Origin of the sequence: Alcanivorax sp. 97CO-5 (assembly GCF_000524665.1) — a bacterium.
Taxonomy (GTDB): domain Bacteria; phylum Pseudomonadota; class Gammaproteobacteria; order Pseudomonadales; family Alcanivoracaceae; genus Alcanivorax; species Alcanivorax borkumensis.
Window position 1 is genome coordinate 13,366 of the sequence record NZ_KI965878.1, and the last position, 24,665, is coordinate 38,030.

At 54.2% G+C, this 24,665-nt stretch carries 30 protein-coding genes; 19 read left to right on the forward strand and 11 right to left on the reverse strand.

Annotated elements, in window-relative coordinates:
- Positions 1-303: 303 nt before the first annotated feature.
- Positions 304-765, forward strand: coding sequence for an LEA type 2 family protein (locus Y017_RS02745; protein WP_035458799.1), 462 nt, complete (start codon positions 304-306; stop codon positions 763-765).
- A 79-nt stretch (positions 766-844) separates the two neighbouring features.
- Here Y017_RS02745 and Y017_RS02750 read toward each other — a convergent pair whose 3' ends face one another.
- Positions 845-1,849 carry an AraC family transcriptional regulator gene (locus Y017_RS02750; protein ID WP_011589384.1) on the reverse strand — a complete coding sequence of 335 codons (1,005 nt, stop codon included), beginning with the start codon at positions 1,847-1,849 and terminating at the stop codon, positions 845-847.
- A gap of 99 nt (positions 1,850-1,948) precedes the next feature.
- Between Y017_RS02750 and Y017_RS02755 the strand changes: the two genes are divergently transcribed.
- From Y017_RS02755 to Y017_RS02765, 3 genes are read left to right on the forward strand one after another with little or no spacing between them, the layout of a single operon-like run.
- Entirely contained in the window at positions 1,949-3,409 is a 1,461-nt protein-coding gene (locus Y017_RS02755) for an NAD(P)/FAD-dependent oxidoreductase (RefSeq protein ID WP_035458801.1), read from the forward strand.
- Positions 3,406-4,356, forward strand: coding sequence for an alpha/beta hydrolase (locus Y017_RS02760; RefSeq protein ID WP_011589386.1), 951 nt, complete (start codon positions 3,406-3,408; stop codon positions 4,354-4,356). The genes Y017_RS02755 and Y017_RS02760 overlap by 4 nt, the downstream gene beginning before the upstream one ends.
- Positions 4,353-5,111 carry an SDR family oxidoreductase gene (locus tag Y017_RS02765; protein WP_035458803.1) on the forward strand — a complete coding sequence of 253 codons (759 nt, stop codon included), beginning with the start codon at positions 4,353-4,355 and terminating at the stop codon, positions 5,109-5,111. Before Y017_RS02760 ends, Y017_RS02765 begins: the two co-directional genes overlap by 4 nt.
- 142 nt (positions 5,112-5,253) lie before the next feature.
- Here the strand turns inward: Y017_RS02765 and Y017_RS02770 are convergent, their stop codons facing one another.
- On the reverse strand, positions 5,254-5,694 hold the full coding sequence (locus Y017_RS02770) for a 3D domain-containing protein (RefSeq protein ID WP_011589388.1): 441 nt from the start codon (positions 5,692-5,694) through the stop codon (positions 5,254-5,256).
- Between the two features lie 3 nt (positions 5,695-5,697).
- On the opposite strand from Y017_RS02770, the gene Y017_RS02775 reads away from it, so the two are divergent.
- Together Y017_RS02775 and Y017_RS02780 are read left to right on the forward strand one after the other, a co-directional pair.
- Positions 5,698-6,663: an alpha/beta fold hydrolase gene (locus Y017_RS02775; protein WP_231483352.1), complete on the forward strand. Its 966-nt coding sequence runs from the start codon at positions 5,698-5,700 to the stop codon at positions 6,661-6,663.
- A 49-nt stretch (positions 6,664-6,712) separates the two neighbouring features.
- Positions 6,713-7,546, forward strand: a complete 834-nt coding sequence (locus Y017_RS02780; protein ID WP_035458805.1) for an SDR family oxidoreductase — start codon at positions 6,713-6,715, stop codon at positions 7,544-7,546.
- A gap of 155 nt (positions 7,547-7,701) precedes the next feature.
- Here Y017_RS02780 and Y017_RS02785 read toward each other — a convergent pair whose 3' ends face one another.
- The 3 genes from Y017_RS02785 to Y017_RS02795 all read right to left on the reverse strand — a co-directional run bounded on the left by Y017_RS02785 (position 7,702) and on the right by Y017_RS02795 (position 8,971).
- The gene (locus Y017_RS02785) at positions 7,702-8,208 is read right to left on the reverse strand and encodes an acyl carrier protein phosphodiesterase (protein WP_011589391.1); all 507 of its coding nucleotides are present in this window, start codon (positions 8,206-8,208) and stop codon (positions 7,702-7,704) included.
- Positions 8,209-8,279: 71 nt separating this feature from the next.
- Entirely contained in the window at positions 8,280-8,573 is a 294-nt protein-coding gene (locus tag Y017_RS02790; RefSeq protein WP_186326991.1) for a GNAT family protein, read from the reverse strand.
- Positions 8,574-8,632: 59 nt separating this feature from the next.
- Positions 8,633-8,971: a histidine triad nucleotide-binding protein gene (locus tag Y017_RS02795; protein ID WP_011589392.1), complete on the reverse strand. Its 339-nt coding sequence runs from the start codon at positions 8,969-8,971 to the stop codon at positions 8,633-8,635.
- A 211-nt stretch (positions 8,972-9,182) separates the two neighbouring features.
- Here Y017_RS02795 and Y017_RS02800 point away from each other — a divergent pair, with 211 nt between their 5' ends.
- A complete protein-coding gene (locus Y017_RS02800; protein WP_035458808.1) occupies positions 9,183-10,091 on the forward strand; it encodes a 6-carboxytetrahydropterin synthase in 909 nt (302 codons plus the stop codon).
- A 150-nt stretch (positions 10,092-10,241) separates the two neighbouring features.
- On the opposite strand, the gene Y017_RS02805 is transcribed toward Y017_RS02800, so the two are convergent.
- Positions 10,242-11,189 carry a LysR family transcriptional regulator gene (locus Y017_RS02805; protein WP_035458916.1) on the reverse strand — a complete coding sequence of 316 codons (948 nt, stop codon included), beginning with the start codon at positions 11,187-11,189 and terminating at the stop codon, positions 10,242-10,244.
- A gap of 437 nt (positions 11,190-11,626) precedes the next feature.
- Here Y017_RS02805 and Y017_RS02810 point away from each other — a divergent pair, with 437 nt between their 5' ends.
- Entirely contained in the window at positions 11,627-11,899 is a 273-nt protein-coding gene (locus Y017_RS02810; RefSeq protein ID WP_011589395.1) for an Arc family DNA-binding protein, read from the forward strand.
- Between the two features lie 163 nt (positions 11,900-12,062).
- On the forward strand, positions 12,063-13,292 hold the full coding sequence (locus tag Y017_RS02815; RefSeq protein ID WP_035458810.1) for a diguanylate cyclase: 1,230 nt from the start codon (positions 12,063-12,065) through the stop codon (positions 13,290-13,292).
- Between the two features lie 184 nt (positions 13,293-13,476).
- Here the strand turns inward: Y017_RS02815 and hmpA are convergent, their stop codons facing one another.
- Positions 13,477-14,700 (reverse strand): NO-inducible flavohemoprotein, encoded by a 1,224-nt coding sequence (hmpA, locus tag Y017_RS02820; protein WP_035458812.1) that lies wholly within the window; start codon positions 14,698-14,700, stop codon positions 13,477-13,479.
- Positions 14,701-14,790: 90 nt separating this feature from the next.
- Here hmpA and Y017_RS02825 point away from each other — a divergent pair, with 90 nt between their 5' ends.
- Positions 14,791-15,222, forward strand: a complete 432-nt coding sequence (locus Y017_RS02825; RefSeq protein WP_011589398.1) for an Rrf2 family transcriptional regulator — start codon at positions 14,791-14,793, stop codon at positions 15,220-15,222.
- A 149-nt stretch (positions 15,223-15,371) separates the two neighbouring features.
- Here the strand turns inward: Y017_RS02825 and Y017_RS02830 are convergent, their stop codons facing one another.
- A complete protein-coding gene (locus Y017_RS02830) occupies positions 15,372-15,806 on the reverse strand; it encodes a GreA/GreB family elongation factor (RefSeq protein ID WP_035458814.1) in 435 nt (144 codons plus the stop codon).
- A gap of 337 nt (positions 15,807-16,143) precedes the next feature.
- A complete protein-coding gene (locus tag Y017_RS02835; protein ID WP_035458816.1) occupies positions 16,144-16,983 on the reverse strand; it encodes a LysR family transcriptional regulator in 840 nt (279 codons plus the stop codon).
- A 135-nt stretch (positions 16,984-17,118) separates the two neighbouring features.
- Here Y017_RS02835 and Y017_RS02840 point away from each other — a divergent pair, with 135 nt between their 5' ends.
- From Y017_RS02840 to Y017_RS02870, 9 genes are all read left to right on the forward strand, one after another.
- Positions 17,119-18,558: a sulfite reductase flavoprotein subunit alpha gene (locus Y017_RS02840; RefSeq protein ID WP_231483353.1), complete on the forward strand. Its 1,440-nt coding sequence runs from the start codon at positions 17,119-17,121 to the stop codon at positions 18,556-18,558.
- The gene (locus tag Y017_RS14980; protein ID WP_231483367.1) at positions 18,516-18,977 is read left to right on the forward strand and encodes a hypothetical protein; all 462 of its coding nucleotides are present in this window, start codon (positions 18,516-18,518) and stop codon (positions 18,975-18,977) included. The genes Y017_RS02840 and Y017_RS14980 overlap by 43 nt, the downstream gene beginning before the upstream one ends.
- A gap of 171 nt (positions 18,978-19,148) precedes the next feature.
- Entirely contained in the window at positions 19,149-19,280 is a 132-nt protein-coding gene (locus tag Y017_RS15515) for a hypothetical protein (protein ID WP_255346556.1), read from the forward strand.
- 26 nt (positions 19,281-19,306) lie between these two features.
- Complete coding sequence (locus Y017_RS15385; protein ID WP_231483355.1) at positions 19,307-19,474, forward strand: DsrE family protein; 168 nt, start codon at positions 19,307-19,309, stop codon at positions 19,472-19,474.
- A 15-nt stretch (positions 19,475-19,489) separates the two neighbouring features.
- Positions 19,490-19,903 (forward strand): DsrE/DsrF/TusD sulfur relay family protein, encoded by a 414-nt coding sequence (locus Y017_RS02855; RefSeq protein WP_035458819.1) that lies wholly within the window; start codon positions 19,490-19,492, stop codon positions 19,901-19,903.
- A gap of 3 nt (positions 19,904-19,906) precedes the next feature.
- A complete protein-coding gene (locus tag Y017_RS02860; protein ID WP_011589407.1) occupies positions 19,907-20,287 on the forward strand; it encodes a DsrE family protein in 381 nt (126 codons plus the stop codon).
- Entirely contained in the window at positions 20,287-21,282 is a 996-nt protein-coding gene (locus tag Y017_RS02865) for a nitronate monooxygenase family protein (protein ID WP_231483357.1), read from the forward strand. Before Y017_RS02860 ends, Y017_RS02865 begins: the two co-directional genes overlap by 1 nt.
- Before the next feature lie 13 nt (positions 21,283-21,295).
- Complete coding sequence (locus tag Y017_RS15155) at positions 21,296-21,490, forward strand: hypothetical protein (protein WP_144412641.1); 195 nt, start codon at positions 21,296-21,298, stop codon at positions 21,488-21,490.
- Positions 21,491-21,540: 50 nt separating this feature from the next.
- Positions 21,541-21,915 carry a DUF488 domain-containing protein gene (locus Y017_RS02870; protein ID WP_035458821.1) on the forward strand — a complete coding sequence of 125 codons (375 nt, stop codon included), beginning with the start codon at positions 21,541-21,543 and terminating at the stop codon, positions 21,913-21,915.
- 87 nt (positions 21,916-22,002) lie between these two features.
- On the opposite strand, the gene Y017_RS02875 is transcribed toward Y017_RS02870, so the two are convergent.
- Positions 22,003-22,905 (reverse strand): M23 family metallopeptidase, encoded by a 903-nt coding sequence (locus Y017_RS02875; protein WP_231483358.1) that lies wholly within the window; start codon positions 22,903-22,905, stop codon positions 22,003-22,005.
- The gene (locus Y017_RS02880; protein WP_231483359.1) at positions 22,886-24,439 is read right to left on the reverse strand and encodes an HD domain-containing phosphohydrolase; all 1,554 of its coding nucleotides are present in this window, start codon (positions 24,437-24,439) and stop codon (positions 22,886-22,888) included. The genes Y017_RS02875 and Y017_RS02880 overlap by 20 nt, the downstream gene beginning before the upstream one ends.
- Positions 24,440-24,665 lie beyond the last annotated feature (226 nt).

The window sequence follows — 24,665 nt, forward strand, 5'->3', positions numbered from 1 at the left end:
GATACAAATCTGCAACATCGGGTACTTGCCTTCTCCCTAACGATCACGCGATCATCCATGTAGCCGGATGATTAAGTCATTCGGTCCTCGTGCCGGCGGCCCGGTTAGGATGCCGCACCACAGGCGCCCCGCAAGGGGCGCGGTGGTGCGGTTGGCGATCGGGCCGTCCGGCACGCATTATCCTCCTCTTGCTATCGCACATACCGCGTTCATCTGCGCACGCCTTTCACCCCCACTCTCGCAACTTTCCGGTTATGCTGGTCTCTAACTGCCTGCTAACAACGTATATCAATGGAGTAAAGAATGAAGAAAGTGCTTTCCTTGTGGGTCGCCATGGGCCTGTTGATCCTGAGCGGCTGCCAGAGCCTCGCTGGCCTAGAGTCTCCAGAGGTTAGCGTCTCCGGTATTAATCTGAACAGCTTCAGCCTGTTTGAGCAGGAGTGGGGGCTGACGCTTCGGGTCCAAAACCCCAACGATCGGGAGCTAACGCTCAACAGCTTGGACTATGAGATCTACGTGAACGGGGAGAAGTTTGCCCGCGGGCTCACCAACGAAAGCATTACCTTGCCGGCCATGGGTGATACCAAAGTAACGACCGCCATCACCACAAGTCTGCTGGGCAGCCTGCAGCAATTACAGGAAATTCAGCAGAACCAAGACCAGCCACTACAATACCGGCTAGTGGGCAAATCACGGGTGGCCGGGGTACCGATCCCTTTATCCTTCGACAAGGAAGGAGAAATGAAGCTACCCGCAATGCCATAAAAAAACGGGCTTATCTCCGCCGTCACAAAGCTCAACAAGCACAACAGCGCTGTTAAGAATGGCTGTCATGGTAGAACCATCATCCCTGCCGCTCACGGCGGAACCTGCCCGGGCTCTGCCCGGTCCAGCGGCGGAAGGCATGGTTGAAGTTGGCTATCTCCGAAAAGCCCAGACGTTCGCTGATTTCAGTCAGGCTGAGGATGCCAAGAGTGAGCCATTGCTCCGCCAGCATCTGCCGAACTTCATCCAACAACATCCGATAACCTGTACCCTCCGCTTGCAGATGACGGCGTAAGGTACGACTGGTGATCGCCAGCTCCTGTGCCATCGCCTCCATATCCGGAAAGCGACCCGGCTGTTGTAATAACCGCCGGCGCACCTGCGCCGCCACGCTGCCCTTGCGATAACGCTGCACCAATAACTGGTGACACTGCTCTTCACATAAACGCGCCGTGACCGGGTTGGCTTGGGGCAGTGGCATATCAAGCAGGCCCAGAGCAAAACGCGCCTGACTACGAGGACGACCAAATTCCGGCACCAGTCCAAAAATAGATTCGAAGGTGGCCGCCGTTCGCGGCGGCAACCGTATTTCCAGTGAAGACAAGGGAACCCGCCCGGCAAACAACTCTTCCTGAATCATCATCACCGCACTGGCATCCCGGGCCAACAGATACTCGCGAACCTCTTCCGGCACGCCACTGTCATCCAAAATCAGCAAGGCATCATTCCCCTCCTGCTGGAGAGAGACATCCAGAAAAGCAAATGTTAAGTCTAGGTAGCGCAGCCCCAGCTCAACAGCCTGACGAAAGGTGGGGCTACTCAACAACGCAAACCCCCATACTCCATAGCTACTCAGGTGGTAACGCTGCCCCATGGCTAAGCCTAGCTCTGCATGGTTGCCCAGAGCCCGGCACAAGTTGCGTACCACCGTGAGCTCCTGTTCCGCACCAATAGTGCAATCTGCTTGGCCCAGCATCGCCAAATCAATCCCCGAATTGTGCAGACACACAGAGGCCGGCACGCCTTGCTCTTCGGCAAAGGCCACCTGCATCCGCACGCTGGTTATCGCTCTCTGTACCGCCATAATGTCCGTATTTCACAAATTTATGTCCCAGAATGCCATAAACAAAGCGTTTATGTATCGCTAGAGTGGATGGCAACGTTATTAACCGGATTGTTTCCCATGCAAGTAACGCACAACGTGGTCATTATTGGTGCCGGCTTCGGCGGGCTGGGCATGGCTATTCGCCTAAAAGCTCAAGGCCAAGATAATCTGCTGCTTATTGAGAAGGGCCACGACGTGGGGGGCTGCTGGCGCGATAACACCTACCCCGGTGCCGCCTGTGATGTGCCTTCCCATCTGTACTCCTTCTCTTTTGAGCGCCACTACCCTTGGAGCCGTCGCTTCGCCCAGCAAAAAGAGATTTTTGCCTACCAGCAATACTGCGCTCGCAAATACGATCTATACCGCCATATACGCTTCAACACAGAAGTGGCAGAGGCGCGTTTTCTGGATGAACCCGGCTTGTGGGAAATCACCATGACCAACGGCGAGGTCATCACCTGCCGAGCGTTGATCACTGCCACCGGTCAGCTCAACCAACCCGCCTACCCACCACTTTCAGGAATTGAAGACTTTCAGGGCCCGCACTTTCACAGTGCTCGCTGGAACCACGATGAGGACCTCACCGGTAAAACCGTAGCCGTGGTCGGCACCGGCGCCAGCGCCATTCAGTTTGTTCCCGAAATTGCCAAGGTGGCCGGCAAGGTCAAACTGTTCCAGCGCTCTGCAGCACATGTGATTCCCAAACCGGATCGCGCCTACCGCAAGGCCGAACACTGGATGCTGAAAAAGTTGCCCGTGACACAAACCCTGGATCGCATGCGTATCTATGCCGCCAATGAAGCACGGGTGCTGGGGTTTACCTCCTTCCAAAAAGCCATGCTCGTCTACGAATGGCTCTTTGCCCGACAACTGAAAAAACAGATTAAAGACCCAGTACTGCGCGAAAAACTAACCCCAGATTACCCCATGGGCTGTAAGCGCATCCTGATGTCCAACGATTATTACCCTGCGCTAGCCCAAGCGAATACGGAAGTGATCAACTACGGTATTGATGCGGTAGATAAGAAAGGCCTCACCGATAGTAGCGGCACCCACCACAAAGTGGATGTCATCATTTACGGTACCGGCTTCAAGGCCACCGAATTTCTTACTCCAATGACCATTACTGGCCGCAACGGAAAAGACCTGAATAGCACCTGGCGGGACGGTGCAGAAGCGTACCTCGGCATTACTGTACGAGGCTTTCCAAACCTGTTCATGCTCTATGGCCCCAATACCAACCTGGGCCATAACTCGATTATTTACATGCTGGAAAGCCAAATCCATTACGTTCAACAATGCTTGGCAGAAATGGACGACCAACAGCTTCATTCCATGGAAGTACGCGAGAGCGTACAGGCGCGTTTCAACGACAACGTGCAGCGCAAAATCAGCGACACCGTTTGGGACAAGGGCTGCCACAGCTGGTACAAAACCGATAGTGGTAAGAACACCAACAACTGGCCCGGTTTCACTTTTGACTACCGCCGCCAAACCCAACACTTGCAACTCAACGACTACGAGTACAAATCCCTATGAGCCTGTTTGTTGATCGCATCAGCCGTAGCCAGTCGACACTGCAACAAGTACTGGCAGGCACGCTACGCCAATCCCTGGCACTACTATTCAAACCCGTTGCCAATCCACGCTTCAGCTTTACTGCACAGCGGCGCTGGCTAGACATTATGGCCCACAGCACCCTCAAAGCCCGAGGCATCGGCAGCCACGATAACGCGTTAGCCAATGTACCTTGCCGCCACTACCAGCCGTTGCATGCACAAACTACCGTGCTCTATTTGCATGGCGGTGGTTACGTGGCAGGGAGTCCGGACAGCCACAAGTCCATTACCTCGCACCTAGCCAAATTCGCCAATGCCCATGTGGTGGTGCCGGATTACCGGCTCGCTCCGGAACACCCCTGCCCTGCCGCCATCGAAGACGCCGTCGCGGTCTACCTAGCTCTGCTAGAGAGCGGCGTAAGCCCCGGCTCTCTAACGTTGATGGGCGACTCCGCTGGAGGCGGATTAGCACTGGCCACGCTGCAAGCGTTAAAAGCCAGCGGTAAGCCGCTACCCAGCAGCGTTATTCTTTTTTCCCCCTGGGTTGACCTAACCTTGGGACAGCTTTACGACACCGACCGAGATATCATGCTAAGCCATAGCTGGCTAGCCAGCGCGGCTGACGCCTATGCGGGTAATGATACCCGCAATGTCCAGTGCTCCCCGCTGTTCGGCGAACTAAGTGACTTGCCCCCCACGCTAATCCAAGCCGGCGGCGATGAAATTCTGCTTAATGATAGCCACCGTCTGTGCGCTGCTTTAAACGAAGCGGGCACCCCAACACGGCTACAGATTCACCCGCAACGCTGGCACGATTTTCAATTACACGCGGGTGTACTTGCAGACTCGGATCACGCTCTGATGACCTGCGCACGCTTTATTCACCAACATGCCATCCATGACCATGAAGAGGACGCTCACGCATGAAACGCATCATGATTACTGGCGCAGCTAGCGGCATTGGCTTGGCCACCGCCACCTTCTTCCATAACAAGGGCTGGCAGGTGGGCCTTACCGACATCAATGAAACCGCCCTAGCCAAGCTCGCCAGAGAACTGGATGGCAGCTGGTATCAGCGTCTGGATGTAACCGAAGCAACCGCCTGCCAGAAAGCCTGCGAGAGCTTTTCTCAAGGCAAGGGCTTTGATGTGCTCTTCAACTGCGCAGGGGTTTTGCGCATGGGGCATTTCGAAGACATCAGTGCCGAGCAGCATAAACAAATCATTGATATCAATGTGACGGGGTTGATCAACATGACCTTGGCGGCTCAACCCCATCTACAACTGAGCACTGAGCCCGTAGTGATAAACATGAGTTCCGCCTCTGCGCTCTACGGGGTGCCGCATCTAGCGTCCTACTCCGCCAGCAAATTTGCCGTGCGAGCACTCACCGAAGCCCTCAATATCGAATGGGCACGCCAGGGTATTCGCGTGGTGGATATCATGCCCCCCTTTGTGAAGACCCCGATGATCGACGGGGCCATTTTCCGCGCCCCGGTAGTGGACCGCTTGGGCGTCAATCTCACCGCCGAAGACATCGCCGCTAAAGCCTGGCAAGCCGCCAATGAAAACGTGCCGGTTCACAATCCTGTAGGCCGCACATTTAAGTTAATTAAGTTGATGGACAAGGTATTGCCCAGTGTTTCCACCAAGCTGACCATGACATTTCTTAGCCGCGAATAAAAACGTCGTAAGCGTTAAGCTGCCGCACGACGGAAAAGATAATAAGGATTAAAAATAAAGGAGCCATGGCCAAGGTCTGGCCTCGGCTCCTGTGCATTGAAAGCTGAAACCAGTTATACCTACTGTAATTTTCAGCTTGCAACTACTCCTTCGGCCGAGGGAAACGGATTTTGACTTTACGGCGCCCCCATTCACGTGCAGCCTGCAAGTCCTCCCCCATATAAATATCAATTTTGCGTTTCCAGCGGCGATGCATCTTATCCTTCACTTGCCAAACACCAGGCAAGCCCTCGATGGTAACTTCCACATTGTGCGTAAGCCCCATTGAAATCAAATCACGGGACACAGCAATGACTTGCATACACGGTTTTAACCGATCGCCCCAGGCGGCCAACGCATGGTCGCTTCCCGCCCCCTGCCCATACAGTGAATTATAGGCCGAGGCCGTCACTGTCAATTCCATCATCGGGACCGATGGCACGTCTTGCGCTTCACAACGTGAAGCCAGTGAAGAGCTAGCGACTAACACCAAAGAAAAAAGGGCTACATTCACTCGCCGTTGCAACGACACTGCTATGGTCATGGCATGACTCTCCGCTCTGCTCATCCTGTTATTCGCTTTTCTCTTATTCTTTTTATTGGGGCACTGATGGCTGCGTGTGGCTTTTACTCTGAAAAACCACCCAAGGGCAGCAGTATACCTAAGCTCCTCACCAATACGCTGCGCGAGTGGGCGCCTACTGGCCCGCCTCGGGGTGTCATCTTAGGCTTACATAGTTTTGGTGATTTCGGCGCGGCCTTTGAACAGGTTGGCCCCTGGTTCGCGGACGCCGGCTATCTGTTTGTGGCCTATGACCAGGCAGGGTTCGGCGACCGACAAAAACAAAGCCGCTGGGCAGGTGAGCACCAACTGGTTGACGACGCAGCAACACAAATTCGTCGACTGCACCAGGCATACCCGCAGCCCCTGTTTGTGTTCGGTGAAAGCTTAGGCGGTGCTGTAGCTATATTGGCCGCCCAACAACAACGGGACAAACTCGCTGGACTGGTGCTGGCCGCGCCTGCAGTGCGCGAAGGCATTCCCTTCCGCTACGGCTGGAATGCAGCTATCGCAACCGCTGCCACTCTAGCCCCTGGCTACCTACTGACCGTGGAGCGCCGAGCTGACGACCCTAGCCTGTCGCCCCTCAGTGCGCAACGGCTGGCCAAGAACCCCCGCGTTATGCGTGAGGTACGCATGGACGCCTACTGGGGCCTGATCAAGCTAGCCGACAGCGCCAGCGATTCCGCTAACCACCTCAACATCCCCACCCTATTGCTGTACGGAGGCAATGACCATTCCGTCCCCGAGGCCGGCATTACGAATCTGCGCCAGCATTTATCTGCTAACAACCAAGGGAAATACCGTTTCTACCCGCAAGCGCCACACCTGTTACTTCAGAGCCAGGAATGGCAGCGAATTTGCAGGGACATTGCACAATGGCTTACCCGAAGCCAAACACCACAGAAAAACACAAAAAATGGCCTGACCGGCTCCACCCCCGCCCTGTGAGGCCTGTTAAGCTGGCAACACACCAACAGGAAAAAGGGCATCCATAGCCATGAGCAAACGCGTACTCATCACCGGCGGTAATTCCGGCATTGGTTTCTGCACGGCAGAACAACTCGTCGCGCGCGGCGCAGAGGTCATCCTCGCCTGCCGCGACCAAACGAAAGGCCAAGCCGCCATTGCCAAAATCAAGAATGCTCATCCGCAGGCAAAAATACGCTTATTTCCGTTGGATCTGGCAGATCTTGAACAAGTCCGTGATTGCGCGGCTCAGCTCTATCAAGAACTGGGACACATTGATGTTTTGATCAACAATGCCGGCGTGGTCCCGACCCGGCAGGAATTCACCAAAGACGGATATGAAATGCAGTTCGGAGTGAATTATCTCGCTCCAGTACTGTTCACCCACCTAATGCTGCCGCTGTTAAAAAAAGGCACCGCACCGCGCATCCTCCATGTGGCTTCTGTGGCTCATTGGCTAGGCCGCATCAATAAGAAAACGTGGAAGGGCCGCAAACCCTATCTGATTATGGATGCTTACGGGCAGTCCAAACTGGCCAACATCCTGTTCAGCAATGTGCTTGCAGACCGTCTGAAAGAAATTGGCATTACCAGCAACGCTCTGCACCCCGGCGGCGTGGACACCCCGATTTTTCGCCACGTCCCCAACGCCATTATGGCGCTCATTCGCCCTACGCTCATCACCCCGGAAAAAGCCGCTTCGCTTCCGGTAAGCCTGGCCTTAGACAAACAATACGTAGGCATCACCGGGGAATATTTCGCTAACCATAAAACGGCTCTTCGCTCGCCCCGGGCACGCAATAGCAGCTTGGCTGATGAGTTGTATTACGACACCATGGCCGAGTTGGGTATACCTGCGTTATAAGCCAAGGGGAGTTGCCAACGACAAGCTGCAACACGCAAGAGAGCAAAAAGCTCTGAAACAGAAGGGCCGCGTCCGAAGTCTTGGCGCAGCCCTTTTGTTGAAAAAATGTCGCGCTCTCTGGAGCGTGAAACGTGAGGCTTGTCAATAAAGCGCCCTCACTCCAGCCCGCTCTCCCTAACCTTCGCCTGTAACTGGGGGTAAAACGTCAGAAACCCTTCTTCCAACTCCCGATAACGTGACCCGATTTCCTCAATGATGCCACCGAAGGAATTGGCAAACCGAATCCGCGCAGCGATCACATCCAGCGCCTCGCCAACCTTGGTCAAATCACCGTACTGATTGAGCAAATCAAACGCGATCAATCGCTCTACCCGCTGCTGCATGGGCCCGTGCATTAAGGGCAATCCCTGTTCAAGCTGGCGGTAATGGTGCGCAATAGCCTGTTCTCTGGGGACGTCATAAAACCGCACCCAATGCTGCCAAAGGAAATGGTCGAACAGCACATCCAGTGCCACCCCAGCAAAACGGCGGCGGCCAGACGAAAAGGTTCGACGCTGCGAGGTAACCCAAGGATGGTGGTCGGTAAAGTGGTCCACCAGACGGTGGTTATCCAGGCCTCGGCGCAGTGGCCCCGTCAGCTCACTAACGTCCACTCCACGCATAAAATCCCCAAGCACATTGCCAACCTTCGATGATACCGTAGGTTGCGCCAAGGATAGGTGGGCGAGGTAATTCACCGCGCACTACCCGCCCATCGATACCCCAGGTTCTTTCGCATCGCAGACCACTCCTGTTCAAGAGAGGGGAACACTACCGTATCGCGATATACCCCATCGGCTGAGTGGGCACACTGCCGGAGCACCCCATCCTGCTTGGCATCCAGGCGGACAATGGCCGTGCGGGATGCGTGGTTGTACCCGTGCGCTCTCAGTTCCACAACAATAGCATTCAGCGTATCCAAGGCATGGCCCAGCAACAGCAACTCACACACCTTGTTCACCGCACTGCGCTGCAAACGGCGCGCCATTTTAGGTACTCCGGTAAGGGAATTAAACGGTCTTGGTCGACCTACACGCGACCAGGAGATCAGCCTGGCGGCCAACTAAACGAACGCCCACCCAGCACATGCACATGCAGGTGAAATACAGTTTGGCTGGCGCCGGCGCCGTTATTCACGTTCAAGCGAAAATCCTCCAGCCCTTCTTGTTTGGCCACCTGGCTGGCCACCAGTAGTAAATGCCCAAGCAGCGCCTGATCGGCTTCTTCAGCATCAGACAACTTAGCAATCGGCTTCTTGGGAATCACCAGAAAATGCGTAGGCGCCTGCGGGTTGATATCCCGGAAAGCCAGGCACTGGTCGTCTTCAAAGATGATATCAGCAGGAATTTCACGGTCGATGATCTTGGAGAACAGGGTTTCAGCCATTGTCTTTTCACTCCTTGGGTAACGCTGGACCAAAGCAGGGCATTGGTACTCATGATGTGCATTTCACTGTGTATCGGGTGTGCCCCGGTTCACAGCTACGGCGATAACTGCTCGTAAAATGTTCGCTGTGGACCACAGTGCACCTTAGCGGCAGCCCAGAATAATGGCATTATAGTGACCTGTCTAAACCCACCATCATCACCGGAATAGCATGGCCACTCTTTTTGTCGAAAATTTAACTGTCGCCGATTTCTCTTACCTCCATTCCAAGCGCGGTATGGTGGGTGAATCATGGCTTGTTGACCTAGAACTCAGCGGCGAGCTAGATGATCAGGGCATGGTCTTCGATTTTGGCCACATCAAGAAGCAAATCAAACAGCTCATTGATGACAATGTCGATCACCGCCTACTGGTTCCGGTCGACAGTGACCAGGTCACTATTACTGAGCGCGATAAAGACATCAGCCTTGAGTGGATCTATCGTGGCGGCACCATCCGTATGATCGCCCCCAACCAAAGCCTACTTTTAATGGCCGGCCCGGAAGTCACCAAGGCCAGCCTAACCCTGTATCTGATGGACCTGATCCAAACCGTAGTGCCCAAAAATGTGGAGGAAGTGCGCGTAGTTCTGCGCGAAGAAGATACCGGAACCGCGCCGTTTTACCACTATTCACACGGTCTAAAAAAACATGATGGCAACTGCCAGCGCATTGCTCACGGCCACCGTTCCAATATCCACATTTTCGAGAATGGCCGCCGCAGCCGTTACTGGGAAAAGCTGTGGGCGGATCGCTGGGAAGATATTTATCTAGGCACCGAAGAGGACCTGGAAGGCACTTACTATATCGACGAAATCCCCCATCACCGATTCCGCTACGATGCACAGCAGGGGCATTTTGAACTGGTGATCCCGGAAGATCACTGCTACATGATCGATACAGACACCACCGTAGAGCAGCTGGCTAGCCACATTGCCAATCAACTGGCCACCGAAGCCCCGGGCAAACACTTTCGTGTCCGGGCCTTCGAAGGCGTAGGTAAAGGAGCCATTGCCGACGCCGGCGAAAACATGCCGGGCAAGACCCACAATAGCTGGCTCAGCAGCACGCCGGTAATCTAATAGCAAGGGAACGACCCTATCCCTACCGATGGAGCGCCAAGCCGAAGTGCACAGCTCGCACCTCGGCCATGGCGCACGAACAAAACGCTACAAGGCCGACAACACACCAATTCGTGTTTTCAACGTTCAGCTCGGCACGCGTAACGTCTCTTATTCCTCTGCCAGAATACGCTCCGCTTCCTCCTGAATTAGCCGGCGCAGCCAGCGATGGGCTACGTTGTGATGCAGCAGCGACGACCAGGCCATCTTCAATTCGAATTCGGGAATATCGAACGGCGGTTGCTTGATCAGCAAACGCTCATTTTGAGCCTGCATTCTTGCCACACGGCTAGGGAGCGTGGCTACCAGGTCATTGTTCATGGCCAACAAGGCCGGCATTTGATAGTGACGCGTAAAGATACTGATCTTACGGCTCGTGCCCAATTGCTCCAGCGCATGATCAATCCACCCCAACCCGCCGAGCTTTTCCGGGTTCATACCAAACCCTACCCCGAAACCAGTTTTCGACACCCAAATATGCTGAGCAGACAGATAACTATCTAAGTCGAACCCTTTCGCGATGGGGTTATCCCGATTGAGCAGGCAAGAGAACGAGTCTTTCCACAGGCTCACCTGATGGAACGATCCTGGGATTTCGTTAAAGCGGTTCACCGCCATATCGACCCGGCCCTGCTCCATGTCTTGGTAGCTCACATCCGACGGCGTCAAAAAATCGAGCACCACATTGGGCGCTTCGGCACGCAGGCGGCGCACAATATGCGGCACCAGGGTCGCTTCCGCATAATCGCTGGTCATGATCCGGAAAACACGACGGCTATCCGCAGGCTGAAAAACATCTTCGGGGGTGAACAGCTGCTCTGCCTGAGAAAGAATTTGACGCACTAGCGGCCGCAACTCATGGGCTCGTTCCGTCGCAGTCATACCATCACTAGTACGGATCAACAGCGGGTCGCCAAACAATTCCCGCAGCCGCTTCAGGGAGTTACTCATTGCCGGTTGAGTAATGCCTAACTGCTCCGCTGCACGAGTCACATTCTGCTCGCGTAAGAGCACATCCAGATACTTGAGCAGATTCAAATCTGCCGCCCCAATATTCATTAAGTGAATAGCCGCCCATTCATACATCAGTAAAAGAAATTGTAACACTGTATGATCCGCGCTGACATCGTGTCCCCGGTTCACATGAACACACCTTTTCCCCCGTAATAGCCTTTACGGTAGCGAGCATTAACAAATTGCAATACTGGCACGCTGCTAGTATCGCTTTAAAGCAAAAAAATGCGTAAGGTTCGGCTGTCTGATGCAAATGCTTTATGTGCTCATTTTTTATCAGCCTAGCAATCCATGCTCCATACGAAACACAAAAACTGAGTACCAAAGGTGTTCCCGTAAGAAAATTGCGATGTGTCCACCCCTCAAGGTATTGCAACAGCCTGCAGCTCGTATCCCGATAACAGCACAGCCTGCTCTGTTGTCATAGGCCGGCAAGCCTCGTGCGCCAGCCATATGTAAGTAGGCGTGATTCAGAGGTTAATATGACAAACAACGCAACCACGCGGACTGAAAAGTTCGTGGTTCGTTTTCCCTATGGCATGCGAAACCAGGTCGCCGAGGCAGCCAATGATAGCCATCGCAGCATGAATGCAGAAATTATTGCCCGTCTGGAGCACAGTTTGGACAATTGGCCCCAAACCCTGCCCCACACAGAAACCCCCGTTCCACAGGGCAATGAAGAAACCGCATTACTGGAACGCTTTCGCCAACTCTCCCGGAGCAAGCAACAAGCACTATTAGCTCTTTTGGATTAAGTTGACGCGCCAAGACTAACGACAACCGGCCTTCTGTCCCTACAATACGCCGCTACTAACCACGCGGCGATTATCTGTTCGGCAACACTTTGCACTATGATGACTACATGATGCTCAAAAAACGCCGTCACCGATTCATGGACCGACAGGAGTCTTTACCGCTGTGACTGCAAACCAGAACCACACGCCATTGCCAACCGGCAACGATATTACGTTACCGTGGCATCTGCGCTTGCCCAAACCGCTGGAAAAGGACTTCCGCCTCTACTTCCGGGCCAGCGCGGCTAAGTCTACGCCTTGGGCCCTGGCTCTAGTGGCATTCCTTATTGTCTCCGCCATGTTTATTGAGTCACGCATTTCTGTCGATGTCTTAAGCTTTTCCTGGCGGTCAAGGCTGTTCACCTTGATGCTCACCGGTGGCTGCCTTGTGCTGCTGCGCAAACCTCAGTGGCGCAACTGGCTTCACGAAGCCACTCTAGTGCTCGCTTTTGCCATCTCGCTCACCGGCAATTATCTAGGCGTCACCATTGAGCCCTCATTGTCCTATCCCTTTTTCTTGCATACACCACTGGCTATCCTGATGATCTGCATCTTGATCAGAGTGCCCTTCTATGTAGCACTGGGCAGCTCGGCGATCATGATTGCTTGCATGATCTTTAGCCTGCAGCTCAACCCCGGCCGGTACCCCTTTGAACCAACCACCTTGGTGCTGGTCTCGCTGGCCTTTACCAGCACTGGGCTGTTCGGCCAATATGTTTACGAACGGCTTCTGCGCCAGTACTTTCTCTCCGAACACGTGCTATTCCAGCACAGAAATGAATTACACTCCGCCAATCTGGTGCTGGAAAATCAGGCCACTGTCGACGGCATGACCGGCTGTATTAATCGCCGGGGAATGGAAAGCCGCCTGAACCACCTTTATCACCAGCTAAAACAAAAAACCCCGGATGCCCCCGAGCGCATTACCCTGATATTGTTCGATATCGATTTCTTCAAACAATACAATGACACCTATGGCCACCCAGCCGGGGACGAGTGCCTGAAAAAAGTAGCGAGTGTGCCGCTGGGGATGGTGCAAAGCGATACCGATTTCGTCGCTCGCTATGGTGGCGAGGAATTTGTCATTACCCTGGCGGACTCCAGCTTCAACGATGCACTGGTGTTTGCCGAGCGCATGCGTAACCGGGTAGAACAGCTCGGAATCCCCCACAGCGGCTCCCGGATCAGCCAAGTAGTTACCATCAGTGTCGGGGTCGCCTGCTCGGACAGCAATGCAGAAAATGGCGGACAGCTGTTAAAGATGGCGGACGAAGCACTTTATCAGGCAAAAGGCTCCGGTAGAAACCGCGTAGCACTGATGAGCAATCAAGGCGTGGTTGAGGTATTGAATTAAACGGCGGCTACGCAAAACTGATTCATTGATTCTTACTTACAAAGGCCGCGCCCTGAATGTTAAGCGCGGCCAAGCCTTTAGCTTTAGCGTCATATCAAAAACGGCTAACACGTGGTTGAGTGTGCCCTCCTACCGATTAAGTTGGCACAGTGGGTTTGCACGCTAATCCGCAACAGCTTGCTATTTACGCCGCAAGTCCTTCTGCCGGTCCAAAGAACTCATAATGGATATCGGCATCGTCCACACCTTTATCCTGCAACAGCCCATACACCGCTTTGAGCATCGGTACCGGACCACAAAAATAATACTCTGCGCGGCGATCGCCCACCAGCTGATCCAGCAATGCGCAATCCAGAAACCCTGTGCTGTCAAAGTCACCCTTCTCCTGGTCTTGGGCAGACGGCTCACTATAACGAACATGACAATGCAAGTTATCGTGGTTGTCCGCCAACTGCTGCAACTCTGCAGCAAAAGGCCGAACAGCGCCATTCAGGGCACACTGGATAAAGATCACTTCACGACCCTGTTGGTGAGCCAGCGCCCCATGTAGCATCGAGAGCAGCGGCGTGACGCCCACCCCACCGGCAACTAACACTAATGGCACTCCCTCAGCATTCGCATCGGCCAGGGTAAATTCACCACAGGGTGGCGCCACCTCGACAACATCACCTTCCTGAAGATGCTCATGGATATAACCGGAGCACACCCCATCGGGCGCTTCGTCAGCGAGGGCTCGCTCCCGTTTCACACTAATTCGGTAATGGCTTTCCCCCGGCGCACAGGACAAGCTGTAGTTACGCATTACCGGTAGCCCACCCGGCGGCGTCACCCGCACAGTAATGTACTGGCCAGGCTGATGTGGCTGCAGTGCCTCCCCATCTTGGCGAGCAAGATAAAGAGAAACAATATTCTCACTTTCCTGCTCACGGCGAGCGACAACAAAGGGCTTGAAACCCTGCCATCCGAAAGTATCTTGCTGGTGCTGATACAGCGCTCCTTCACGCCCAATAAAAATATCCGCCAGTGCACCGTAAGCCGCCGCCCAGGCATCAATAATTTCCGACGATTCATCGATCCCCAGCACTTCTTGAATGGAGGCCAGCAGGTTTGCACCAACAATGGGATAGTGCTGTGGCTGAATCCCCAAAGAAACGTGTTTCTGGGCAATCAATTCCACGGCATCCGCCAGTGCAGCCGGGTTATCGACGTGCTGGGCATAGGCACAAATAGCACCAGCCAGAGCGCGCTGCTGGGTTCCGGCCTGCTGATGGGCCGGATTAAAAAACGCTTGCACCTCCGGGTTTTCCCGAAACATACGCGCATAGAAATGCCGAGTGAGCGTCTCTCCATTTTCCTGCAGCACAGGAACGGTTTGTTTAATAACAGCCAGTTGGCTCTGGGTAAGCATGGCGTGACTCCTGTTGGCGACCAATAATAGGTATTTTACATGCCTCTTTTAAATGGGCATATTAGATACTCATTTTTTGCAGGTCAAGCCATGCAACTCACAACACATACGGACTACGCCCTGCGGACTCTCATTTACCTCTCCCTACGGCATGACAAGCTCCCAACCACCATCCAGGAAATCGCCGATGCGTACCACATCTCCAACAACCACGTAGCCAAGGTTGCACAGACACTGGTACAACTGGGTTATGTGCAGAGTTTAAGAGGCAGGAGCGGCGGCTTGGTAATGGCCAAACCTGCAAACGAGATAAACGTGGGGGAGCTGATACGGCAGACAGAAAACCTCAAACTACTGGACTGTTTTGGCACAGAATCGTCTTGCCCAATAGACCCTGCCTGCAAGCTGAAAAACGCACTAGGCAAAGCCCAAGCCGCCTTTCTTCAGACTCTAGATCAATACAACTTGGCAGACTTCACCGATAATAGCGATGAGCTTCGCATCCTGCTCAAACAAGTTTAAAGCAGGGCACTCAAGGCGCCCTGTCGCCATTATTTATTGGCTCTTTTTTCTCGTCGTTTCTCTTTTAGAGTTTTTTGCGGTTTTTTCTTCGTTTTTTCTTTACTCATAACGTTTTTCCTTCAAGTTGAATGCATACTTTTTCGTATTCTTTACGGCAAACCGTGCAAAACAGAACCCTCCTTCTTCTCGTTAAAAATTCTACTTCCTGCTGGTTTTTTTACTTTCAACAAAAGATATCGGTGTCGATGACCGAGAAAATCCACATTGACCACCGCGCCAGGCAAGGACCCAAGCAAAGCCGCGCCCAGCGGGGAAAGCACAGAAAGATCTTTGTTATCCAGGGGTCTTTTTCCAGCTTCTGCCAAAATGAAAGACATCTGCTCTTCATCTTCAAAGCTGAATAAAAAAACGCGATCGCCTACCGCTGCCGCAGCAAGATCGCTCTCGACGCCACGCAACATCTCAATTTTCTCCATCACTTCCATGAGCCGAACCGGCGAAAGAAAGAACAGGGGTGTTTTTGCTAAATAGCGTTTTCCATAGCCATAGCGAAACAACGACAAACGCTTCATAAGCGCAGCCATAAACCGTTCACCAAATTAATAAGAAAAGAGGGGAGTATCGAACGATGTCGAAAACGGAAAATAAGCCGGACGGGTTCCGCCCGGCTTAAACCGGAAAGGTGGGGAGAAAATCCATCCAAAGAGAGAAAAGATAAAACACAACGGCGTTCCTACATTGAGCTTGAACCGAATATAGAAGCAACCATAGCCGGAATAATAAATATAGCAAGCCTCAAAAAAGAAAGCGGCGTTTTCATTATTGAGAAAATTATTTTCGCGAATTTTCACTTAAGAGCGGTTTCTCATAGAACGGCGCGCAGAAACACTATAATCCTCACACCCCAGCGCCATCTCACTGTTACCACTGCGGCTGATCATCCAGTGTGGTCTGCAACACAGAGAAGGCACTTTCCAGCTGCACGCTTTTTCTGGCACGGGAATACACCAGAAACACCGGGTAACTGAACTCGGGGGCGTCGGTTTCGCGAATCAGCGCCCCGTTTTCCAAATATGGCTGAGCAACACGGGTTCGGAAATAGCCACTACCCCCATTAGCCACTAGGTACTGAATCGCCAGCGGCCCCAAATCCATAGTTAGGCCGGCACGGGCCTTTTCCGGCAGCGCCACATCGTGTTGCTGGCGAAAATGCGCCCCCCAATCCACATATACATAGGGCTCCGCCGTGTGGGGGGTGCGGACCAGAATCAGTTTCTCTTCAAGCAACTGCTCCACCTGCATACCGGGCCAGTAATCCGGCTGATGAACCAGCACCGCATCCAGCACGCTCTGCTCCAGCCGCTCATGCAATGAACGGGGCTCGCCCACCTCAATACGCAAAGCCACATCCGGCAACACCTCCCGCAGCGCCGATAGCCAGTTGAGCAGCAGTGGATTCCACAGGCTGATCTCCGCCCCCAATGTCAGCACTGATTCAGCGCCCTGCGGTAACGGCAGCTCCCTGCGGGCAGCTTCCCAGGTCTGAACCAGCTGGCTGGCATGGCTGGCAAACCGCTCTCCGTGATCCGTCAGCGTCGCCCCGCTGCGGTTACGCACAAACAGCCGGCACCCCAGCTGCCCTTCCAGGTTCTGCACCCGCGCTGTAACGGTAGTTTGGGTTATGTGCAACCGATCCGCCGCTGCCATAAAGCTGCCGGTGCGAACGATTTCCAAAAAGGTACGGGCCAGATCAATATCCAATGGGGGCTCCTCACACAAGCTCAAACCAAACTTATATCAACATTTTCGATATTAAATCCCCTTATATTTCATAATTTCCTATAAAAAAGAGCCTTCATACTCATTGTCATGGTAATAACCAGAGCGCCCCATTCCATGACGCCTCCGCAAACGACAACCCCCTTTTCCGCCCCTCAGTGGCAACAGGTTCAACAACTGCTAGGCCTATTGGATCAACGCCAAGCCCTCTGGCTCAGTGGCTACTTGGCTGCCGGCGCGCCGGCGGCCGCTCCACAGGCTGCCCCCACCCCAAGTAATGCCGTGCTTATCGCCTACGGTGGCGAAACCGGCAACAGTGAGAGCATCGCCCAAGTGCTGGCCGAACAGGCCCTCCAGCAAGGCATTCGCGTGGACGTGCAAGACTTGGCCAAATTGCGGACACGACAACTCAGCAAACGCAAACACCTATTGCTTATTTGCAGCACCCACGGCGATGGAGACCCTCCCGAACCCGTGGTGCCTTTTTACGACGCCTTGATGGCCGATAATGCACCGCGCCTGGAAGGCCTGCAGTTCTCGGTACTGGCACTGGGCGACAGCAGCTACGAGCACTTTTGTGTCACCGGCCAGCAGCTGGATGAGCGACTGGAAGCGCTGGGCGGCACGCGCTTGCACCCGCGTCAGGAGTGCGACGTAGACTTTGACGAACCCGCTGCCCGCTGGGGTAAAGCCGTACGCGAGCAGCTGCCCCGTAGCGATCAGCGTGGAGCCACATCCACGATAACGAGTGCGCCCGCCCACTCCGCACTGACCTACAGCAAAAGGCATCCGCTCAGTGTCGAGGTACTGGAAAACCTAAACTTGAGCCACCCGCAGCGGACCACGCCAATCCATCATCTGGAGCTGGCGTTGAAATCCCCGGACTTCTCCCTCGCCCCTGGGGATGCGGTCGGGGTACTCGCCGACAACCCACCGGCATTGGTCGCCGCCGTGCTGGATGCCTGCCATCTATCTGGAGAGGCGCCGGTCATTGTTCAGGACGAATCCATGCCATTGGTGCAAGCACTCCGCCAGCATCAAGACCTGACCATCCCCAGCACCCGTTTTTTGGAACAGTGGGCGCAGCCGAGTGATAGCCCGATTCTGAAACAGCAATTGAAAGCCCCCAGCAAGGCACAGCGGCAATATTTGAAAACCGTCCAGGTACTGGATCTGCTACGTCAGGCGCCCGCCACACCGGACCCGCAAGCCCTGGTCGATGCCCTGCGCCCGCTGCAACCGCGCTTGTACGATGTGGCCAACAGCCTGGAGCACATCGACGATGAGCTGCACTTGAACGTGAAAGCGTATCGCTACGACATTGCCGGTCGGCAGGAAAGCGGCATTGCCTCCCAATACCTGCTCACTCTGGAACCCGGTGACACCGTGCGCATTTATCCGCACCGCAACGCCCGCTTCCATTTGCCCGATGACCCGCACATTCCGGTCATCCTGATTGCCGAGGGCAGCGGCATCTTGAAAATGGCCGTGTCGATGGCGCCCTGCGAGATCAACTGGGAGGGTTTTTCCAGCAGTTCGGCGGACGTATCCGCATGACCACCAACCAGAACCTGCTGCTGACCCACGTGGAAGAACACGAACGGGAACAGATCAGCTGGCGACTGGACGATTTAGGTCTGAGCCAGCGGCTCAAGCCCGACCTGCAAGCCGCCCATATGCTCAGTTGCGTAGCCTTCCCCACCTGCGGTTTGGCCATGGCCGAAGCGGAACGCTACATGTCAGACCCGCTTGATCTGTTTAATCGCCTCAAACAGCAATACGGCCTCAGACAAGTACCGATCACCTTGCGCGTAACCGGTTACCCAAACGGGTGTGCTCGCCCTTATCTCGCAGAAATTGCCCTAACTGCCGCGCTCCGGGACTCTACAACTTATACCTGGGCAGCAGTTTTAACGGCGACAGACTCAACCGTCTGTACGCCAGCAACGTCAATGAAAGCCTTTTCATTGACCTGATTGCTCCGTTGTTCGAAGCCTTTGCCCAGCAAAGAGAGTGTGGCGAATCGTTTGGTGACTTCCTCATTCGCAGTCAGCAACTCGATTGCGAACGTGATAACACCCCACTCAATAACAACCCGGCAGATGCGCACCCCATTGCCCTCCAGCCCCATTGAATCAGGAGTGACCATGTCCGATTACTTGTTTATCCAAAGCCAGGACCCGTTCACTGAGGTCCGCACCGAGCACCAGTTCGCCCTTGCCGGCCAACTCTACGATGCCGGGCATAACGTGCGCCTGCACTGGTACAAAACGGGGTAACCCCGGCCCACAAAGGCGCGCGCAGTGTGCATTTCGACAAGCTATTGAAATGGGGCGTACCGGTGCTGGCCGATAATTTTTCTCTGAAACAACGGCAAATATTGGAGAAGGACCTGAAAGAAAGCATTGCCAGCAGCAGTCTCGACACCGTTATCGACGCCCTGCTCGACGGCGAAAAAGTCATCTGGAATTGAGTCATTGGAGTCATCATGAGTAATAGCAAAACACTGACCTTTGCATTCATGGATCCACCGTTCGAGAGTGAACGCACGGTAACATTTTTTCGACTGCTGGACGCCGCGCTGGAAAAAAACGCTAACGTTCGCGTGTTTGCCTACGAAGGTGCTGTCGCTCTGTCTTTTTCCAAACAAGCCCCCCATGGCAACGCCGTACACGGCCTCAACCGTGAAGAAGAATCCCACCCGCTGAGTAAAGATTGGGTTGCCGCCTTGCAACAAAAAGCCACTGACAAAGGGCTGACCTTCGAGTGGATCAACTGTGGGCTGTGTGTAGACGAACGCGGCGTTAACGACGTGATCGACGGCTGCGGGCGAGGCGGCCCACCGGATTTATGGCGCTACGCCAGCAAGGCCTTCAACACTCTCACCATTGGCACGAGGTAAGCCATGAAAGCCCTACAAGTTATTGATCAGGCATTTCGTACCACTACCGAAGAGCAGGACGACACCATTCTCTGGCTTACCCAATCCATGCGCGGTGCCGGTGGTCATTTAACCGTTCTACTCAGCGGTCATGCCGTGTATTACGCCACTCAGCACCAAACACAACCGGCCTTAACGATTGCCGGGTGGGCACAAACCCAACCCGCCAACCTACCGCGAGATATAGGTAACCTACTGCACAGTGGCGTGCCCGTTTTCGCGGTTACCGAAGACCTGGAAGAGCGAGGCCTGGATCGCCAAACCCTGCTCGACGGTGTACAGGCAGTCAGTCGCCAAGGCTTGGTCAACCTATATGAAAGCGTGGATCAGATCTGGCAATGGTGATGCTTCCTAAGCCACTACGTACCCCTCTGCTGCATACCCTGGGCTGCGAACTGCCTATCATGCTGGCAGGCATGGGCGGCGTGTCTCGCCATCAATTGGCGGCGGCGGTAAACCAGGCGGGTGGCTTCGGCGTACTGGGCATGGTCCGTGAACCCGTGGAACGCATTCGCCAGGAAGTGGAAGCACTACGTGCCATCAACGATGGCCCGTTTGCGGTTAACCTGATTCCCGCCGCCACAGAACGGCGTCTGCTGATGGACCAAGTTGCCACTTGCCTGGCGCTACAGGTAGACGCTTTTGTGTTCTTTTGGGATGTGGATACCGGCCTGGTGCAATACCTGAAACAAGAAGGCAAGCAGGTGATCTATCAGGTGGGCAACCAGCGCGATGCAGACCTGGCACAATCCGCAGGCGCCGATGTCTTGATCGTGCAAGGGCACGAAGCCGGCGGCCATGTTCGTGGCACCACGGCCACCTTGTCACTGCTCCCCCAGGTCGTCGCCAATAGCGACGTACCGGTGGTGGCTTCCGGCGGCATTGCCAGCGGCGGCGCCATGCTGGCGGCGTTCTCCATGGGCGCGCAGGGCGTCAGCCTGGGCAGCGCTTTCCTTGCCACCCATGAAGCCAATGCGCACTCGCACCACAAACAACGCATCGTTGATGCCCGCGCCGACGATACCGTTTACACCACGCGCTTTTCTCGTAACTGGCATGAACCCGCGCCGGTCCGCGTGCTCAGCAACGCCGTCACTCGAGGCGATTACGATGAAGCCGACCCGGATACCTGTATCGGCGAACAGGACGGGCAACCGATTTATCTATTTTCCACCGATTCACCGTTAACGGGCGCCCAGGGGAAACTCGACGACATGGCACTGTTCTGCGGCCAATCGTGCAGTCAGATCAACGCGATCACCAGTGTGCAGCAGCGCATCGATACACTGCTCGACGAGGTACATATTCGCATTGCCGCGTTATACAGGGATTCACGCTGACCGGAGGTCTTCCATGTCACCACCGACTAGGCAAGAAACACCACAACGCGAACGTATTCGTCCGCTACCCAGCCTTGTTCTCCTTCTCTTGGTTACCGCATCCCTGTGGGGCGCCGTCTATATCCTCGCCCAATATGTTCACCCTCACGGCTCCAGTGCCTGCCCCCAGCACTGCCAGACCAGCGAACAACACCGCAACAAAACCTGATACCGTTACTTCAAAAAAAGACAACCGCTATCCGTCTAGGGAGGTCAGACATGTCTTCAACGCAAATTAACATTCACTGCAAACGCGCCTACGAAAAGCCGGCACCCAATGATGGCTATCGGCTTCTCATCGACCGAATATGGCCACGAGGCGTCAGTAAAGAGGACCTGAAAATAGACGAATGGAACAAGGAATTAGCCCCTTCTGATGAGTTGCGAAAATGGTTCGATCACGACCCTAAAAAGTGGGCCGCGTTTTACCAGAAATATCACCATGAATTACAAAAAAACATGCAGAAAGAAACACAACATGCATTACGAAAAAAAGCCAAAACCAGCGGCCTTACGCTAGTTTATGGTGCTAAAGACGAAGCTCACAACAATGCCGTAGCGCTGAAAATGTATCTGCAACAGTCGGATACGTGAGGGCACATTAACGCAATATAACTTCCGTTATGTTTTCTCAAAGCAAACACCACAAACTCGATTTTTTTCGCTCTAATAATAGGGTTGTTACTTCATCGGCGGCACAATAGTAACCGGGTCCAACTTGACCTCGAACCAGTTCAGGCGCCAGTCCAGGTGTGGCCCGGTGGCACGACCAGATGCGCCCACCTTCGCCACCTGCTCGCCCTGTTTGACCGTCTGCCCCTCTTTCACCAAAACTTCGCTAAGGTGAATCATGGTGGACGACACCCCATAACCGTGGTCCATAATCAGGGTGCCGCCAGAGTAATAATTATCTTTCTGCACCAACGTCACCACCGCATCCGCTGGCGCCACCACCACGGTGCCCGAGGGCCGAGCCACATCCACACCATAATGCGGCCGACCAGGCTTGCCGTTATAAACTCGCTGACTGCCGTACACCCCACTGATACGCCCGGTAAGAGGCCATTGAAAATCACTCAGAAACGCGAGCAAGTCTGAGTTTGTATTCCGTGCTTTTTTGATCTCGGCGACTTCTTTACGAATGCGTTTTAGCACCACCTCCGGTGGAGGCTCTACTGTGCGCTTAGGCACCCCTTCGATACGCTGTATCGCATACTCACGCTTATCCAGCGTCACGAGAACTTGTTGTTGTTCACCGTTTTTTTCCAGCACCAACGTCTGTTGTAAATCAGCATCACGGCCTACACCAATAACGAAAAAACCCTCATCAGTGGTCCGCACCGTGCGATCGTCAAACCGCACCGTCACACCTCGCTCCACCTGCCCACGCAACAACGCCCCTTGAGTCCGTTGACCTTCCAATGACAACAACCAGTCATTCGCTATGGACAAAGAAGACAACAAGCAAAGCAATACAAAAAAAAGAGTACGCACAGAAAACCTCAAAGACGAATGGGATGGCAGTTTTGTGAGCGCCACCAACGGCGCATCTACAAAAAGCCCTTCATAAAAATTGACTGCCATCGTCCACATCCAACTGCACTGGGTCTAGATGCTTCTCGCTGTACTGGCGCCACACCCGTGAGCGAATGAAAAGCTGGTAAAGATCCGGGTCCAAATGATTGTTATTGCGCATTCGCTGCATGATACCTAGCGCTTCACTGAGTTTGAGTGGTGTTTTATAAGGGCGTTCCTTAGCCGTCAGTGCCTCGAACACATCAGCGATGGCCATGATGCGAGCGGGGACCGACATCTGCTCTCGGGTGAGTCCAAGCGGAAAGCCGGTGCCATCCATTTTCTCATGGTGGCCACCGGCATATTCCGGCACCTGCTTAAGCTTGCGGGGAAAAGGGAGCGAGCCCAACATGTCTAGGGTCACATCCATATGACCATTTATAATCTGTCGCTCCTCTGGTGTCAGCGTGCCGCGCGCAATACACAGGTTGTACACTTCCTCGTCGCTGAGCAACGGCTTTTCCTGCCCCCAGACATCAGTCCAAGTACGCGCCGCGATCTCCTTCACCCGCTGCTGGTCCACCGCCGCCATGGCCTCACCACCTCGGTTAATTCGCTCAAGAAAAGCCAATTCCTCTTTCAGTACGCCGATATCCTCTTCCATGCGCAGGCGACTGGCAGGCTCATCGGCTGGATTAAGTAGGCTGGCCTTTTCATAACGAAACTGAATCTGCGCACGTAAAGTTGCAAAGCGACTGGCCACCTCATTAATCCGATCATGCAGTGTGTGCAGCTTAGTGGACTTGTCGAGCACCGAATCCGGTGTCGCCAACTTGCCACAATCGTGTAACCAAGCGGCCACATGCAGCTCGTACCAACCATCCTCATCCAGTGAAAAATCAGGAAACAGTATCTGATCATCACAGGCCGCCTGGGCCAGCATTTCTGTAATGACCGGCACTCGCTGACAGTGGGCACTGGTATGGGAGCTCTTCGCATCAATGGCCTGGGCCAGCACCTTGATAAAGGCATCCAGCAAATCCTTTAGCTCCTGTACCTGGCTAAGGTTACTCAAGGCTATGCCGCCATAGGTCAGCAGCGACTGGAACATCAGATGACCATTTCCGCCCAAACGCTGCAAGTTGCGCGGCACGGGCTTGTCATAGGCCAATTGCAGCACACCAGTAACAAGGCCTTCATGGTTATATAATGGCCAAAGCTGCAGTCCTTTGGCCTGCGGAGCCAGTTCGGCAAGCAACTTCTGATCAACCTCGCCAAGGCGAGTTTGCGTCAACGCGACGGTGAGAGGTTCTCCGGCGGTAAAACACTGCTCTACAATACCGCCATCAGCGTCATTGCCTAATGGGCGGAACCAGTGAGGTCTCTCTTTTATTTCATCGCTTTCACCGGTGGCATCATGGCACAGACAATTCAAGCCGGCCTGCGGCCGGCCATCGGTATACAACCATACCCAGCCGGTGTCCGCGTGGCACAGGTGGCGTACTTCCTTGAGCAGCGCACTTAGCAAGCGCGGCACATCCTTTTGCTCACTGAGATGTTGCGCGACCCGCAACAAACGTGGCAACGATTCACTATCCGTCATTTGTCGCATCTGTAGAGGGTGGTGTCATGAGCTATCCCGCTCCATCGGGTTGATCCTTGGACTCTCATCGGTCTCTCTATCATCTATTCCGCCTATGCCTGCCCGCCAAGCATAGGCGGGAGCCCGCGAACAGGCAAAACTCTATGCGACAGGCCATTTAATTCCCGTCAATCGCAATCACGCCGGCTAAATCGAGCCCTGTTTAATCGTCGCCGCACCTTGATGC

Coding starts and splice junctions, on each gene's coding strand:
- hmpA (WP_035458812.1), bottom strand. CDS start 14,700: ATGCTTACCCAGAGCCAACTGGCTGTTATTAAACAAACCGTTCCTGTG.
- Y017_RS02825 (WP_011589398.1), top strand. CDS start 14,791: ATGCAACTCACAACACATACGGACTACGCCCTGCGGACTCTCATTTAC.
- Y017_RS02860 (WP_011589407.1), top strand. CDS start 19,907: ATGAAAGCCCTACAAGTTATTGATCAGGCATTTCGTACCACTACCGAA.
- Y017_RS02870 (WP_035458821.1), top strand. CDS start 21,541: ATGTCTTCAACGCAAATTAACATTCACTGCAAACGCGCCTACGAAAAG.
- Y017_RS02800 (WP_035458808.1), top strand. CDS start 9,183: ATGGCCACTCTTTTTGTCGAAAATTTAACTGTCGCCGATTTCTCTTAC.
- Y017_RS02830 (WP_035458814.1), bottom strand. CDS start 15,806: ATGGCTGCGCTTATGAAGCGTTTGTCGTTGTTTCGCTATGGCTATGGA.
- Y017_RS02750 (WP_011589384.1), bottom strand. CDS start 1,849: ATGGCGGTACAGAGAGCGATAACCAGCGTGCGGATGCAGGTGGCCTTT.
- Y017_RS02770 (WP_011589388.1), bottom strand. CDS start 5,694: ATGACCATAGCAGTGTCGTTGCAACGGCGAGTGAATGTAGCCCTTTTT.
- Y017_RS02775 (WP_231483352.1), top strand. CDS start 5,698: ATGACTCTCCGCTCTGCTCATCCTGTTATTCGCTTTTCTCTTATTCTT.
- Y017_RS15515 (WP_255346556.1), top strand. CDS start 19,149: ATGTCCGATTACTTGTTTATCCAAAGCCAGGACCCGTTCACTGAGGTC.
- Y017_RS02875 (WP_231483358.1), bottom strand. CDS start 22,905: ATGGCAGTCAATTTTTATGAAGGGCTTTTTGTAGATGCGCCGTTGGTG.
- Y017_RS02795 (WP_011589392.1), bottom strand. CDS start 8,971: ATGGCTGAAACCCTGTTCTCCAAGATCATCGACCGTGAAATTCCTGCT.
- Y017_RS02855 (WP_035458819.1), top strand. CDS start 19,490: ATGAGTAATAGCAAAACACTGACCTTTGCATTCATGGATCCACCGTTC.
- Y017_RS02865 (WP_231483357.1), top strand. CDS start 20,287: ATGCTTCCTAAGCCACTACGTACCCCTCTGCTGCATACCCTGGGCTGC.
- Y017_RS02840 (WP_231483353.1), top strand. CDS start 17,119: ATGACGCCTCCGCAAACGACAACCCCCTTTTCCGCCCCTCAGTGGCAA.
- Y017_RS15155 (WP_144412641.1), top strand. CDS start 21,296: ATGTCACCACCGACTAGGCAAGAAACACCACAACGCGAACGTATTCGT.
- Y017_RS02755 (WP_035458801.1), top strand. CDS start 1,949: ATGCAAGTAACGCACAACGTGGTCATTATTGGTGCCGGCTTCGGCGGG.
- Y017_RS02785 (WP_011589391.1), bottom strand. CDS start 8,208: ATGCGTGGAGTGGACGTTAGTGAGCTGACGGGGCCACTGCGCCGAGGC.
- Y017_RS02810 (WP_011589395.1), top strand. CDS start 11,627: ATGACAAACAACGCAACCACGCGGACTGAAAAGTTCGTGGTTCGTTTT.
- Y017_RS02805 (WP_035458916.1), bottom strand. CDS start 11,189: ATGAATATTGGGGCGGCAGATTTGAATCTGCTCAAGTATCTGGATGTG.
- Y017_RS02765 (WP_035458803.1), top strand. CDS start 4,353: ATGAAACGCATCATGATTACTGGCGCAGCTAGCGGCATTGGCTTGGCC.
- Y017_RS02790 (WP_186326991.1), bottom strand. CDS start 8,573: ATGGCGCGCCGTTTGCAGCGCAGTGCGGTGAACAAGGTGTGTGAGTTG.
- Y017_RS02745 (WP_035458799.1), top strand. CDS start 304: ATGAAGAAAGTGCTTTCCTTGTGGGTCGCCATGGGCCTGTTGATCCTG.
- Y017_RS02780 (WP_035458805.1), top strand. CDS start 6,713: ATGAGCAAACGCGTACTCATCACCGGCGGTAATTCCGGCATTGGTTTC.
- Y017_RS02760 (WP_011589386.1), top strand. CDS start 3,406: ATGAGCCTGTTTGTTGATCGCATCAGCCGTAGCCAGTCGACACTGCAA.
- Y017_RS02880 (WP_231483359.1), bottom strand. CDS start 24,439: ATGACGGATAGTGAATCGTTGCCACGTTTGTTGCGGGTCGCGCAACAT.